Annotated in this window: 14 protein-coding genes; all 14 read left to right on the forward strand. The window is 69.7% G+C overall.

Annotation, left to right across the window (positions count from 1 at the left end):
• Nucleotides 1-109: 109 nt before the first annotated feature.
• The 14 genes from ACZ6JS_RS02010 to atpA all read left to right on the forward strand — a co-directional run bounded on the left by ACZ6JS_RS02010 (nucleotide 110) and on the right by atpA (nucleotide 13158).
• Complete coding sequence (locus tag ACZ6JS_RS02010; RefSeq protein WP_469295162.1) at nucleotides 110-1210, forward strand: LCP family protein; 1101 nt, start codon at nucleotides 110-112, stop codon at nucleotides 1208-1210.
• 195 nt (nucleotides 1211-1405) lie between these two features.
• Nucleotides 1406-1624, forward strand: a complete 219-nt coding sequence (rpmE, locus tag ACZ6JS_RS02015; RefSeq protein WP_030008686.1) for a 50S ribosomal protein L31 — start codon at nucleotides 1406-1408, stop codon at nucleotides 1622-1624.
• A 126-nt stretch (nucleotides 1625-1750) separates the two neighbouring features.
• Nucleotides 1751-2830, forward strand: coding sequence for a peptide chain release factor 1 (gene prfA / locus ACZ6JS_RS02020; protein WP_469295163.1), 1080 nt, complete (start codon nucleotides 1751-1753; stop codon nucleotides 2828-2830).
• A gap of 45 nt (nucleotides 2831-2875) precedes the next feature.
• Nucleotides 2876-3721 carry a peptide chain release factor N(5)-glutamine methyltransferase gene (gene prmC / locus ACZ6JS_RS02025; RefSeq protein WP_030853584.1) on the forward strand — a complete coding sequence of 282 codons (846 nt, stop codon included), beginning with the start codon at nucleotides 2876-2878 and terminating at the stop codon, nucleotides 3719-3721.
• Between the two features lie 49 nt (nucleotides 3722-3770).
• Nucleotides 3771-4418 (forward strand): L-threonylcarbamoyladenylate synthase, encoded by a 648-nt coding sequence (locus ACZ6JS_RS02030; RefSeq protein ID WP_030964254.1) that lies wholly within the window; start codon nucleotides 3771-3773, stop codon nucleotides 4416-4418.
• Nucleotides 4415-5047 (forward strand): arsenate reductase/protein-tyrosine-phosphatase family protein, encoded by a 633-nt coding sequence (locus tag ACZ6JS_RS02035; protein ID WP_469295164.1) that lies wholly within the window; start codon nucleotides 4415-4417, stop codon nucleotides 5045-5047. The genes ACZ6JS_RS02030 and ACZ6JS_RS02035 overlap by 4 nt, the downstream gene beginning before the upstream one ends.
• A 245-nt stretch (nucleotides 5048-5292) precedes the next feature.
• Nucleotides 5293-6522 carry a serine hydroxymethyltransferase gene (locus ACZ6JS_RS02040; protein WP_469295166.1) on the forward strand — a complete coding sequence of 410 codons (1230 nt, stop codon included), beginning with the start codon at nucleotides 5293-5295 and terminating at the stop codon, nucleotides 6520-6522.
• A gap of 104 nt (nucleotides 6523-6626) precedes the next feature.
• Complete coding sequence (locus ACZ6JS_RS02045; RefSeq protein WP_469295537.1) at nucleotides 6627-7973, forward strand: MraY family glycosyltransferase; 1347 nt, start codon at nucleotides 6627-6629, stop codon at nucleotides 7971-7973.
• Between the two features lie 274 nt (nucleotides 7974-8247).
• A complete protein-coding gene (locus tag ACZ6JS_RS02050; protein ID WP_469295167.1) occupies nucleotides 8248-8685 on the forward strand; it encodes a hypothetical protein in 438 nt (145 codons plus the stop codon).
• A gap of 241 nt (nucleotides 8686-8926) precedes the next feature.
• Nucleotides 8927-9733: a F0F1 ATP synthase subunit A gene (atpB, locus tag ACZ6JS_RS02055; protein ID WP_046776170.1), complete on the forward strand. Its 807-nt coding sequence runs from the start codon at nucleotides 8927-8929 to the stop codon at nucleotides 9731-9733.
• Between the two features lie 80 nt (nucleotides 9734-9813).
• Nucleotides 9814-10041, forward strand: coding sequence for an ATP synthase subunit c family protein (locus ACZ6JS_RS02060; RefSeq protein ID WP_046776171.1), 228 nt, complete (start codon nucleotides 9814-9816; stop codon nucleotides 10039-10041).
• 37 nt (nucleotides 10042-10078) lie between these two features.
• Nucleotides 10079-10621 (forward strand): F0F1 ATP synthase subunit B, encoded by a 543-nt coding sequence (locus tag ACZ6JS_RS02065; RefSeq protein ID WP_030826858.1) that lies wholly within the window; start codon nucleotides 10079-10081, stop codon nucleotides 10619-10621.
• The gene (locus tag ACZ6JS_RS02070) at nucleotides 10618-11433 is read left to right on the forward strand and encodes a F0F1 ATP synthase subunit delta (RefSeq protein WP_469295168.1); all 816 of its coding nucleotides are present in this window, start codon (nucleotides 10618-10620) and stop codon (nucleotides 11431-11433) included. The genes ACZ6JS_RS02065 and ACZ6JS_RS02070 overlap by 4 nt, the downstream gene beginning before the upstream one ends.
• A 129-nt stretch (nucleotides 11434-11562) precedes the next feature.
• Nucleotides 11563-13158 (forward strand): F0F1 ATP synthase subunit alpha, encoded by a 1596-nt coding sequence (atpA, locus tag ACZ6JS_RS02075; RefSeq protein WP_350987888.1) that lies wholly within the window; start codon nucleotides 11563-11565, stop codon nucleotides 13156-13158.
• The last annotated feature ends 20 nt before the right edge of the window (nucleotides 13159-13178 follow it).

Consider the following 13178-nt stretch of genomic DNA (forward strand, 5'->3'; position numbering starts at 1 on the left):
GTGCCGGCCATGGAACCCTTCACGTCGTTCGCCCGTCTGTGTCAGAGGACCCGCGGGGTGGACGGCGGGCCGGCAGGACCCGGGGACCGGACTCAGGACCGAGGAGACCATGACCGAGGACAGCAAGGGCCGCGGCCGGCGCGGCGCCGGCAGGCGGCGCAAACCGGCGCCGCGCCGCCGGGCCCTCGTCATAGCCGCGTGGAGCGCCGCCGTGGTGGTCCTGCTCGGCGGGGCGGGTCTGGGCTGGTTCTACTTCAAGCTCAACGGCAACCTCAAGACGGTCGACATCGACCAGGCGCTGGGCACCGACCGCCCGGCGAACGTCGACAACGGCTCGATGGACATACTCGTCCTCGGCTCCGACTCCCGGGGCGGCGCCAACGGCGAGTACGGCCGGGACGACGGCGGCTCCGCCCGCTCCGACACCGCGATGATCGTCCACCTCTACGAGGGCCACCACAAGGCCGGCGTCGTGTCCATACCCCGCGACACCATGACCGGCCGCCCCGAATGCGCCGTCGGCGGCAAGGGGAGGACCGACCCGGGCGGCCGTCGCAAGCAGTTCAACGAGGCCTACACCGTCGGCGGCGCCGCCTGCGCGGTCAAGACCGTCGAGAAGATGTCGGGGATCCGCATGGACCACTACATCGAGGTCGACTTCACCGGCTTCAAGAAGATCATCGACACCCTCGGCGGGGTCGAGGTCACCACCAGCAAGCCGATCAAGGACGAGTACAGCCACCTGGACCTCCCCGCCGGCCCCAACAAGCTGAACGGCGAGCAGGCCCTCGGCCTGGTCCGCACCCGCCACGGCGTCGGGGACGGCGGAGACCTCGGCCGAATACAGCTGCAGCAGGCCTTCATCAAGGCACTGATCAAGCAGGTCAAGGGCGTCGGGGTGTTCGACAACCCCAAGAAGCTCCTCGACCTCGCCGACGCCGGGACAAAGGCGCTCACCACCGACAAGGCGCTCGGCGACGTGAAGTCGCTCGCCGGCTTCGCCCAGAGCCTCCAGGGCATCGACGCCGCCGACATGCAGATGATCACCCTGCCCGTGACCGCGGACGCCCTCGACGCCAACCGCGTCGCGCCCCTGCAGAAGGAGTCCAAGATGGTCTGGGACGCCCTGCTGGCCGACCGCCCGATCCCCGCCGAGGCCACCGTGAACTCCACCGGGGACAAGAGCACGGCCGGGACCGTCGTCCGGTAGCCGCGGCCCCAGGGGTCTCTCGGGAGCACCCCGGAAGGGACCCCGGAATAGACCGGGACCCCCTCCCGTTGAGGGTGGTGTCCTCAGAATTTTGACAGGCAGCCCGGTCCTGGCAGACTGGTCTGTCGGCCCCGGTTCACGCAGTGCGCAATTCGGCTCCTGCGACCCGGCGCCCTCCCGAATCTAGGAGACACCTTGAAGCGCGATGTTCACCCCGAGTACGTCGAGACCGCGGTCAGCTGCACCTGCGGCGCGTCGTTCACGACCCGTAGCACCCTGACCGAGGGCACCATCCGTGCCGAGGTCTGCTCCGAGTGCCACCCGTTCTACACGGGCAAGCAGAAGATCCTCGACACCGGTGGCCGTGTGGCCCGCTTCGAGGCGCGCTTCGGCAAGGGCGCGGCCAAGAAGTAGCGCGACCCAGGCGCCGGTCTTCGGCCGCCCCCTGTCCACTCGGGGGCGGCCGGACCGGCGCCTTTGTCGTCGTTCAAGCCCGTCCCCCGTGCAGTCCCCCCGCACTTTCACCACAGGAGTCCCCCGATGTTCGAGGCGGTCGAGGAACTGGTCGGCGAACACGCCGACCTTGAGAAGCAGCTCGCCGACCCTTCGGTCCACTCCGATCAGGCCAACGCGCGCAAGCTGAACAAGCGCTACGCGGAGCTGACCCCGATCATCGCCACCTTCCGTGCCTGGAAGCAGACGGGCGACGACATCGAGACGGCGAAGGAGTTCGCGGCCGACGACCCGGACTTCGCCGCCGAGGTCAAGGAGCTTGCCCAGCAGCGCGAGGAGCTCACCGAGAAGCTCCGCCTGCTGCTCGTCCCGCGCGACCCCAGCGACGACAAGGACGTGCTCCTCGAGGTCAAGGCGGGCGCGGGCGGCGACGAGTCGGCCTTGTTCGCCGGCGACCTGCTGCGCATGTACCTGCGCTACGCAGAGCGCGTGGGCTGGAAGACCGAGATCATCGACGCCACCGAGTCCGAGCTCGGCGGCTACAAGGACGTCCAGGTCTCCGTCCGCACCAAGGGCGGCAACGGCGCCACGGAGCCCGGCCAGGGCGTGTGGGCCCGCCTGAAGTACGAGGGCGGCGTGCACCGCGTCCAGCGCGTTCCGGCCACCGAGTCCCAGGGCCGCATCCACACCTCCGCCGCCGGCGTGCTCGTCACCCCGGAGGCCGAGGAGGTCGAGGTCGAGATCAACGCGAACGACCTCCGCATCGACGTGTACCGCTCCTCCGGCCCCGGCGGCCAGTCCGTCAACACCACCGACTCGGCCGTGCGCATCACGCACATCCCGACCGGTGTGGTCGCCTCCTGCCAGAACGAGAAGAGCCAGCTCCAGAACAAGGAGCAGGCCATGCGCATCCTGCGGTCGCGCCTGCTGGCCGCCGCCCAGGAAGCCGCCGAGCAGGAGGCCTCCGACGTGCGCCGCAGCCAGGTCCGCTCCGTGGACCGGTCCGAGAAGATCCGTACGTACAACTTCCCGGAGAACCGGATCTCGGACCACCGCACCGGCTTCAAGGCGTACAACTTGGACCAGGTGCTCGACGGCGACCTCGACGCGGTCATCCAGGCCTGCGTGGACACGGACTCCGCGGCCAAGCTCGCCGCCGCGAACTGACCGACCGGCTTCACCCCCCGTACGACAGCAGCCCGGAGGACCAGCGTGAACTTGCTGCTTGCCGAGGTGGCCCAGGCCACCCAGCGGCTGGCCGCCGCAGGCGTGCCCTCACCGCGCTTCGACGCGGAGGAGCTCGCCGCCTTCGTGCACGGCGTCAAACGGGGGGAACTGCACCACGTCAAGGACGCGGACTTCGACGCCCGCTACTGGGAGGCCGTCGCCCGCCGCGAGGCGCGCGAACCGCTCCAGCACATCACCGGGCGCGCCTTCTTCCGCTACCTGGAGCTCCAGGTCGGCCCCGGGGTCTTCGTGCCCCGGCCCGAGACCGAGTCGGTCGTGGACTGGGCCATACAGGCCGTCCGGGCGATGGACGTCGTCGAGCCGCTGATCGTCGACCTGTGCACCGGATCCGGCGCGATCGCGCTGGCCATGGCCCAGGAGGTGCCGCGCTCGCGCGTGCACGCGGTCGAGCTGTCCGAGGACGCCCTGCGGTGGACCCGCAAGAACGCCGAGGGCTCCCGGGTCACGGTCCACCAGGGCGACGCCCTGAGCGCGCTGCCCGAGCTCGACGGCCAGGTCGACCTGGTCATCTCCAACCCCCCGTACATCCCGCTCACCGAGTGGGAGTACGTGGCGCCCGAGGCCCGCGACCACGACCCGGAGATGGCGCTCTTCTCCGGCGAGGACGGCCTCGACACCATCCGGGGCCTCGAGCGCACCGCACACCGGCTGCTGCGGCCCGGCGGGATCGTCGTCGTCGAACACGCCGACACCCAGGGCGGCCAGGTGCCGTGGATCTTCGCCGAGGAACGGGGCTGGGCCGACGCGGCCGACCACCCCGACCTCAACAACCGCCCGCGTTTCGCCACGGCCCGCAAGGCGCTGCCGTGACCGGCCCGACGAACCCCGCCACCACCCTGCTGCACGAGGAGGCCCGCTGATGGCCCGGCGATACGACTGCAACGACGCGACGGACCGCAAGACGGGTCTGCGCGAAGCCGCATCCGCCGTGCGCCGCGGCGAGCTCGTCGTGCTGCCCACCGACACCCTGTACGGGATCGGCGCGGACGCCTTCAGCCCGGAGGCCGTGCACGACCTGCTCGCCGCCAAGGGCCGCGGCCGCGGCATGCCCACCCCGGTGCTCATCGGTTCCCCGAACACCCTGCACGGCCTCGTCACGGACTTCTCCGAGCAGGCCTGGGAGCTCGTCGACGCCTTCTGGCCCGGCGCGCTGACTCTGGTCGCCAAACACCAGCCCTCGCTGGCGTGGGACCTGGGCGACACCCATGGGACCGTGGCCGTCCGCATGCCGCTGCACCCCGTCGCCATCGAGCTGCTGACGGAGGTCGGCCCGATGGCGGTGTCCTCGGCCAACCTCTCCGGGCATCCGGCTCCCGAGGACTGCGACGCGGCGCGCGAGATGCTCGGCGACTCGGTCTCGGTGTACCTGGACGGCGGTCCGACGCCCGGCATCGAGCCGTCGTCCATCGTCGACGTCACGGGGAAGGTTCCCGTGCTGCTGCGCGAGGGGGCGCTCAGCGCCGACCAGCTGCGGGAGGTCGTACCCGACCTCGAGGTGGCCCCGTGAGCCCTGAGGGGCGTGGCATAGCAGGGGGAAACACTTTCCGCATACTCCACGTCAGCACGGGCAACGTGTGCCGCTCGCCGATCACCGAGCGGCTGACCCGGCACGCCCTCTCGCACCGCCTCGGCGGCCCCGTCGGCGGCGACCTCATCGTGGAGAGCGCCGGCACGTGGGGCCACGAGGGCGCCCCGATGGAGGCGAACGCCGCCGCCGTGCTGGAGGACTTCGGGGCGGACACGTCCGGGTTCACCGGCCGCGAGCTGCTGGACGAGCACGTCATACGCGCCGACCTGGTGCTGACCGCCACGCGCGACCACCGTGCGCAGGTCATCTCGATGGGTCATTCGGCGGGGCTGCGCACCTTCACGCTCAAAGAGTTCACCCGGCTGGTCCGGGCCATAGACCCGGCCACGCTGCCGCCGCTGGACGACGGCATGGCGGAGCGGGCCCGGGCGCTCGTACGGGCCGCCGCGGCGCTGCGCGGGTGGCTGCTGGCACCGTCGCCCGACGCGGACGAGGTGTACGACCCGTACGGGGCGCCGATCACCTTCTTCCGCTCCATCGGCGACGAGATCAACCAGGCACTGGACCCCGTGGTGACGGCCCTGACGGGCGTCACGGCCCGCCGCTGACCCCGGCGGCCGGAGGAGGGCGCAGCGGCCGGTGCCCAGGAGGCCCGCGGGCGCCGAGCGGTGCGAGGAGCACGGCGGCAAGGTGCCCGACCGGCCGCCGCCCCGTGGCGACGGCCCTGATGGGCCCCACGGCCCGCCGCCGGCCCCGGCGGGGGACCTGCCCGGCGGGGCCGCGTCGCCGCGAGGCGTGACGGGCGGGCCGGGCCTACAGTGGCTGGTACCCGGTACCCCCCTGGAGCCGCGCCATGAGCGTCATCACCCAGCCCACGGACCTGCTGCGCCGGCAGGACCCGCAGATGGCCGACGTACTCGCGGGGGAGGGCCGCAGGCAGGCCGGCACGCTGCAGCTGAGCGCGGCCGAGAACTTCACCTCGACGGCCGTGCTGGCGGCGCTGGGCTCCCCGCTCGCCAACAAGTACGCCGAGGGCTACCCCGGCGCCCGCTACCACGGCGGCTGCGAATACGCGGACCTCGCCGAGCAGATCGCCGTGGAGCGGGCCAAGGCGCTGTTCGGGACCGAGCACGCGAACGTGCAGCCGCACTCCGGATCCTCGGCCGTCCTGGCCGCCTACGCGGCGCTGCTGCGGCCGGGGGACACCGTGCTGGCGATGGGGCTCCCGTACGGGGGGCACCTCACCCACGGCTCGCCCGCCAACTTCTCGGGCCAGTGGTTCACCTTCGTCGGGTACGGGGTCGACGCCGGGACGGGCCTCGTCGACTACCGCCAGGTGCAGGCCCTCGCCCGGGCCCACCGGCCGAGGGCCATCGTGTGCGGGTCCATCTCCTACCCCCGCCACCTCGAGTACTCGGCCTTCCGGGAGATCGCCGACGAGGTCGGGGCGTACCTGATCGCCGACGCCGCGCATCCCATCGGGCTGGTGGCCGGCGGCGCCGCGCCGAGTCCGGTGCCCTACGCCGACGTCGTCTGCGCGACCACGCACAAGGTGCTGCGCGGGCCGCGCGGCGGGATGATCCTGTGCGGCGGCGAGTTCGCCGAGCGCATCGACCGGGCGGTGTTCCCCTTCACCCAGGGCGGCGCACAGATGCACACCATCGCGGCCAAGGCGGTGGCCTTCGGCGAGGCGGCCCGGCCGGCTTTCGCCACCTACGCCCACCGGGTGGTCTCCAACGCCCGGGTGCTGGCCGGGGCGCTGGAGGAGCGCGGGTTCACGATCACCACCGGAGGCACCGACACCCACATGATCACCGCCGATCCGGCGCCGCTGGGCGTGGACGGCCCGACCGCCCGCGGCCGGCTGGCCGCCGCCGGGATCGTGCTGGACACGTGCGTGCTGCCGTACGGGGACCAGCGGGGCGTGCGGATGGGCACGGCGGCCGTGACCACGCAGGGGATGGGGGAGCCGCAGATGCTCCGGATCGCGGAGATGTTCGCCGCCGCGCTGCACGGGGAAGCCGCGCAGACACGTACGGACGTCGGAGAGCTCACAGCAGGATTTCCCCCTTACGGGGGGTAAATGGGACAAGGGGGGTGTAGTGGAACCGGTATACGGCCCCCTCGCGTCCTCGGTGGAGGGGACATCGCAGCTAATGTGTGGGGCTGAGATGGCCGGCGATACATCTGGGGCAGCCAGTGCGTGAATATCTGCTGACGCTTTGCGTCACGGTCGCGGTGACCTACCTGCTGACCGGGCCCGTGCGGAAGTTCGCGATCGCGGCCGGGGCCATGCCGGAGATCCGCGCGCGCGACGTGCACCGCGAGCCGACGCCGCGCCTCGGCGGGATCGCGATGTTCGGCGGCCTGTGCGCGGGCCTGCTGGTCGCCGACCACCTGCAGAACCTCAACGCGGTCTTCGAGAAGTCGAACGAACCGCGCGCCCTGCTCTCCGGCGCCGCCCTGATCTGGCTGATCGGCGTACTGGACGACAAGTTCGAGATCGACGCCCTGATCAAGCTCGGCGCCCAGATGATCTCCGCCGGCGTGATGGTCATGCAGGGTCTGACGATCCTGTGGATCCCGGTCCCCTTCATCGGCACCGTTCCGCTCACCCAGTGGCAGGGCAACCTGCTCACCGTGGCGCTCGTCGTGATCACCATCAACGCGGTCAACTTCGTCGACGGACTCGACGGCCTCGCCGCCGGCATGGTCTGCATCGCCGCCGCCGCGCTCTTCCTGTACGCCTACCGGATCTGGTTCGGCTACGGGATCGAGTCCGCGGCCCCCGCGACCCTGTTCGCCGCGATCCTGATGGGCATGTGCCTGGGCTTCCTGCCGCACAACATGCACCCCGCGCGGATCTTCATGGGCGACTCCGGCTCGATGCTGATCGGCCTGGTCCTGGCCGCCGCGGCGATCTCCCTGACGGGTCAGGTTGACCCGGACGCGCTGGCCCTGTTCGCCGGTGGTGAGCGCAACGCGACGCACGCGATGCTGCCCGCCTACATCCCGCTGATCCTGCCCCTGACGGTCATCGCGATCCCGATGGCGGACCTGATCCTGGCCATCGTGCGGCGTACGTGGAACGGCCAGTCGCCGTTCGCGGCCGACCGCGGACACCTGCACCACCGGCTGCTGGAACTCGGCCACTCGCACAGCCGCGCGGTCCTCATCATGTACTTCTGGTCGGGCCTGATCGCCTTCGGTACCGTGGCCTACTCCGTGCACTCCACCGCGATGTGGATCGTGCTGGTGATCGCCGTGCTCAGCGCGGTGGGCCTCTTCCTGCTGCTCCTGCCGCGCTTCACGCCCCGCACCCCGGCCTGGGCCGAGCGGCTGGTCCCGCCGCGCTACCGGCACGCCGCACGCGCGGCCGAGGCGGCCGCGGAGGCGGCCGCACAGGACGCGTCGGGCGCCGAACCCCAGCCCGCCAGGCCCATCGCCGCGGGCGTCTCGGGCGTCAACGGAGCGACCGCCGTGGGCCCCCGTTCGCGCTTCCCCGAGCGGCGTAAGGCTGAATCCACTCGCTGACGGCCCCATCGCATATCCGACATGGGTGCCCATTAGCAGGCAGTCGGCCCTCCTGTCGCGCACACACGCGCAGGGTCACTCTCATGTGTGACAGTCGGCACACCCGGCAGGTAAAGCTCTCATCAAATAGTTTGTGATACCGTTCACTAAACCCGGCGACAGAGCCGAAGGACCGTAGTGCGACGGTCCCTTGGCCCGAGGTTCTCTCTCGGACCGGGCTTACGCTCGTCCCGTACGAGTCCAGTGCCCCCACCACCACGCGGAGCAAACCGCCATGCGGTCAGATGACGTCCGATCCCTTCTGCAAGCCGCCGTGCCCACGGCCGTCGCCGGCGCACTCGCCGCGTTGATCAGTGGGCTTGTCGTCGGCGGCAAGGGTGTGGTCGGAGCCGTCGTCGCGACGCTGGTCGTGATCCTGTTCATGGGCATCGGATTCGTCGTTCTGCAGCGCACGGCGAAATCGCTTCCGCACCTCTTCCAGGCCATGGGGCTCATGCTCTACACGGCCCAGATCCTGCTGCTTTTCGTCTTTGTCGCAGCGTTCAAGAACACGACGCTGTTCAACCCCAAGGCCTTCGCCATCACGCTCGTCGCCACCACCCTGGTGTGGATCGCCGCGCAGACGCGTGCCCACATGAAGGCCAAGATCCTTTACGTCGAACCGGACTCGGTGAAGGGCGACAAGCCCGAAAATCCGGGACCGAAGTCGTGAAGGGTAGGGCCGGGATAAGTGGGCGTTCGAGATCCTGCTATCGTCCGGTGCCAACTGCGGCACTGCGGGCGCGGGCATCTGAGCTGACGCCTGTTCCATCGCGAGGCTCGATGCCTGACTGCCGCCCCACCATCCGTTACACCAGTCCAGTGCCGAACCGCGGCTGTGCGCCGCGCCGACACAACGAGGTTGCCGTACCTATGCGCCACGCTGAAGGAGCCCTGCGGTGAGTGCTGCTGACATGACGCTCGCCTTCGAGATCAATTGTCATTTCGAAGACGGCACTGGCTGCGGCTTCCCGGGCCCGACCCTGTACTCGTTCCTGTTCAAGCCGATGTTCGGCGATGCGGACGGCCTGTACTTCAACAAGACGATGCTCCTGGCCCTGCTGGGCTCGGTCATCATCGTCGCCTTCTTCTGGGCCGCGTTCCGGAAGCCGAAGGTCGTCCCGGGCAAGCTGCAGATGGTCGCCGAGGCGGGCTACGACTTCGTGCGCCGCGGCATCGTCTACGAAACGCTGGGCAAGAAGGAGGGCGAGAAGTACGTCCCCTTCATGGTCGCGACGTTCTTCTTCGTCTGGATGATGAACCTCTGGTCCATCGTCCCGCTCGCCCAGTTCCCGGTGACCGCGGTCATCGCGTACCCGGCTGGTCTCGCCCTCGTCATCTACGTCATGTGGATGTCGGTGACCTTCAAGCGCCACGGCTTCGTCGGCGGCTTCAAGAACATCACGGGCTACGACAAGACGCTCGGCCCGGTTCTGCCGATGGTCATGGTGATCGAGTTCTTCTCGAACGTCCTGGTCCGCCCGTTCACACACGCGGTCCGACTGTTCGCGAACATGTTCGCCGGTCACACCCTGCTGCTGCTGTTCACCATCGCCAGCTGGTACCTGCTGAACGGGATCGGCATCGCGTACGCCGGCGTCTCGTTCGTCATGGTCATCGTGATGACCGCCTTCGAGCTCTTCATCCAGGCCGTCCAGGCCTACGTCTTCGTGCTGCTGGCTTGCAGCTTCCTGCAGGGCGCGCTCGCCGAGCACCACTGAGCGCGGCCCGCTCCAGGCAATCCCCCCAGTCGTCCGGTGGCCAACCCCCACCGGTCCGTGAAAGAGAAGGAAGAACTGGCATGTCCCAGACCCTTGCTGCCGTCACCGGTTCCCTCAGCTCCGTTGGCTACGGCCTCGCGGCGATCGGCCCCGGCGTCGGCGTCGGCATCATCTTCGGTAACGGCACCCAGGCGCTCGCCCGTCAGCCCGAAGCTGCCGGTCTGATCCGCGCCAACCAGATCCTCGGCTTCGCCTTCTGTGAGGCGCTCGCCCTCATCGGTCTGGTCATGCCGTTCGTCTACGCCTGACGAACACGACTAGTCCGAATCGACGAAAGGCACTGATGTGAACCTCCTGGTTCTCGCGGCCGAGGAGCCTCAAAACCCCCTCGTTCCGCCGATCCCCGAGCTCGTCATCGGTCTGATCGCCTTCGTCATCGTCTTCGGTTTCCTCGCGAAGAAGCTCCTCCCGAACATCAACAAGGTTCTGGAAGAGCGCCGCGAGGCCATCGAGGGCGGTATCGAGAAGGCGGAAGCCGCTCAGACCGAGGCTCAGAGCGTGCTGGAGCAGTACAAGGCCCAGCTCGCCGAGGCCCGGCACGAGGCCGCGCGCCTGCGCCAGGAAGCGCTGGAGCAGGGCACTGCGCTCAAGGAAGAACTGCGCGCAGAGGGCCAGCGGCAGCGTGAGGAGATCATCGCTGCCGGCCACGCCCAGATCGCGGCTGACCGCAAGGCCGCCTCTCAGGCGCTGCGTCAGGACGTCGGCAAGCTCGCCACCGACCTGGCCGGCAAGCTCGTCGGCGAGTCCCTCGAGGACCACGCCCGGCAGAGCCGCACCATCGACCGCTTCCTCAGCGAGCTTGAGGAGAAGGCCGAGGCGGCCCGATGAACGGAGCGAGCCGCGAGGCGCTGGCCTCCGCGCGCGAGCGTCTCGACGCGCTGACGGACAACACGTCCGTCGACGTGGCGAAGCTCGCCGGTGAGCTGGCCGCTGTCACCGCGCTGCTCGACCGTGAGGTCTCGCTGCGTCGGGTCATCACGGACCCGGCGCAGGCCGGCGAGGCCAAGGCCGAGCTCGTCGCTCGGCTGCTCGGCGGTCAGGTCGGCGGGGAGACCCTCGACCTGGTGTCCGGCATGGCCCGGTCCCGCTGGTCGCAGTCCCGCGACCTGGTGGACTCGCTGGAGGAACTGGCGGCCACCGCCGACCTCACGGCGGCCCAGCAGACCGACGCGCTCGACAACGTCGAGGACGAGATCTTCCGCTTCGGCCGGATCGTGTCCTCGAGCACCGAGCTGCGTGCCGCGCTGACCGACCGCGCGGCGACCGCCTCCGCCAAGAGCCAGCTGCTGCGCAGCCTGCTCGGCGGCAAGGTGAACGCCGTCACCGAGCGCCTGGTGATCCGTCTTGTCACGCACCCGCGTGGACGTAGCCTGGAAGCGGGACTCGAGTCCCTTTCCAAGCTCGCCGCCGAGCGCCGTGACCGCATGGTCGCCACCGTGACCAGCGCGGTTCCGCTCAGCGACGTGCAGAAGCAGCGTCTCGGCGCGGTGCTGGCCAAGCTGTACGGCCGCCAGATGCACCTGAACCTCGACGTGGACCCCGAGGTCCTCGGCGGGATCTCGGTGCGAGTCGGCGACGAGGTCATCGACGGCACCATCGCGGACCGCCTCGCAGAGGCGTCCCGCCGCATGGCCGGCTGACCAGCCACCAAAAATACAAAGCATTCCTAGCGGCCCGGTTGGGCCGTGCAGAACTTGCAGAAGATTCCTGGGGGTCACCCCCAGACCCCTAAGAAGCTTCAGGCCCAACAAGGAGAGCAGGGAACCCAGATGGCGGAGCTCACGATCCGGCCGGAGGAGATCCGGGACGCACTGGAGACCTTTGTCCAGTCGTACCAGCCGGACGCGGCCTCGCGCGAGGAGGTCGGAACGGTCAGCGTTGCCGGCGACGGCATCGCGAAGGTGGAGGGCCTGCCCTCCGCCATGGCGAACGAGCTGCTGAAGTTCGAGGACGGCACCCTCGGTCTCGCCCTCAACCTCGAGGAGCGCGAGATCGGTGCGATCGTCCTCGGCGAGTTCAGCGGTATCGAGGAGGGCCAGCCGGTGCAGCGCACCGGTGAGGTTCTCTCCGTAGGCGTCGGCGAGGGCTACCTCGGCCGCGTTGTCGACCCGCTCGGCAACCCGATCGACGGCCTCGGCGAGATCGCGACCGAAGGCCGCCGCGCCCTCGAGCTGCAGGCCCCGGGCGTCATGGTCCGTAAGTCGGTGCACGAGCCCATGCAGACCGGCTACAAGGCCGTCGACGCGATGGTGCCGATCGGCCGTGGCCAGCGTCAGCTGATCATTGGTGACCGTCAGACCGGCAAGACCGCTCTGGCCGTCGACACGATCATCAACCAGCGCGACAACTGGCGCTCGGGCGACGTGAACAAGCAGGTCCGCTGCATCTACGTCGCCATCGGCCAGAAGGGCTCGACCATCGCGTCCGTTCGCGGCGCCCTGGAAGAGGCCGGCGCGCTCGAGTACACGACGATCGTCGCCGCCCCGGCGTCCGACCCGGCCGGCTTCAAGTACCTGGCGCCGTACACCGGTTCCGCCATCGGCCAGCACTGGATGTACGCCGGCAAGCACGTCCTGATCATCTTCGACGACCTGTCGAAGCAGGCCGACGCCTACCGCGCCGTCTCGCTGCTGCTGCGCCGCCCGCCGGGCCGCGAGGCCTACCCGGGTGACGTCTTCTACCTGCACTCCCGTCTGCTGGAGCGCTGCGCGAAGCTGTCCGACGAGATGGGCGCCGGCTCGATGACCGGTCTGCCGATCGTCGAGACCAAGGCGAACGACGTGTCGGCGTTCATCCCGACCAACGTCATCTCCATCACCGACGGCCAGTGCTTCCTGGAGTCCGACCTGTTCAACGCGGGCCAGCGCCCGGCGCTGAACGTCGGTATCTCGGTCTCCCGCGTCGGTGGCTCCGCCCAGCACAAGGCCATGAAGCAGGTTTCGGGCCGTCTCCGCGTCGACCTGGCCCAGTACCGTGAGCTGGAGGCGTTCGCCGCCTTCGGTTCCGACCTGGACGCCGCGTCGAAGGCCTCGCTGGAGCGCGGCAAGCGCATGGTCGAGCTGCTGAAGCAGGGCCAGTACCAGCCGATGCCCGTCGAGGAGCAGGTCGTCTCCGTCTGGGCCGGCACCACCGGCAAGATGGACGACGTCCCGGTCGCCGACATCCGTCGCTTCGAGTCGGAGCTGCTGGAGCACCTGCGCCGCGAGCGCAAGGACCTCCTCACCTCCATCGCCGACGGCGGCAAGATGTCGGACGACACCCTGGGCTCGATCGCTGACGCCATCGCCGCCTTCAAGCGCCAGTTCGAGACCTCGGACGGCAAGCTCCTGGGCGAGGACGTGCCGGCCGTCAACGTCTCCAAGTGACGACGGAAGGGACCTGACTC

It is taken from the genome of Streptomyces sp. NPDC046349, assembly GCF_055587885.1.

Bases quoted from the DNA above. Each gene is read 5' to 3' on its own strand.
- ACZ6JS_RS02060 (WP_046776171.1), top strand. From the start codon at position 9,814: ATGTCCCAGACCCTTGCTGCCGTCACCGGTTCCCTCAGCTCCGTTGGC.
- ACZ6JS_RS02010 (WP_469295162.1), top strand. From the start codon at position 110: ATGACCGAGGACAGCAAGGGCCGCGGCCGGCGCGGCGCCGGCAGGCGG.
- ACZ6JS_RS02070 (WP_469295168.1), top strand. From the start codon at position 10,618: ATGAACGGAGCGAGCCGCGAGGCGCTGGCCTCCGCGCGCGAGCGTCTC.
- prfA (WP_469295163.1), top strand. From the start codon at position 1,751: ATGTTCGAGGCGGTCGAGGAACTGGTCGGCGAACACGCCGACCTTGAG.
- atpB (WP_046776170.1), top strand. From the start codon at position 8,927: ATGACGCTCGCCTTCGAGATCAATTGTCATTTCGAAGACGGCACTGGC.
- ACZ6JS_RS02050 (WP_469295167.1), top strand. From the start codon at position 8,248: ATGCGGTCAGATGACGTCCGATCCCTTCTGCAAGCCGCCGTGCCCACG.
- atpA (WP_350987888.1), top strand. From the start codon at position 11,563: ATGGCGGAGCTCACGATCCGGCCGGAGGAGATCCGGGACGCACTGGAG.
- ACZ6JS_RS02030 (WP_030964254.1), top strand. From the start codon at position 3,771: ATGGCCCGGCGATACGACTGCAACGACGCGACGGACCGCAAGACGGGT.
- ACZ6JS_RS02040 (WP_469295166.1), top strand. From the start codon at position 5,293: ATGAGCGTCATCACCCAGCCCACGGACCTGCTGCGCCGGCAGGACCCG.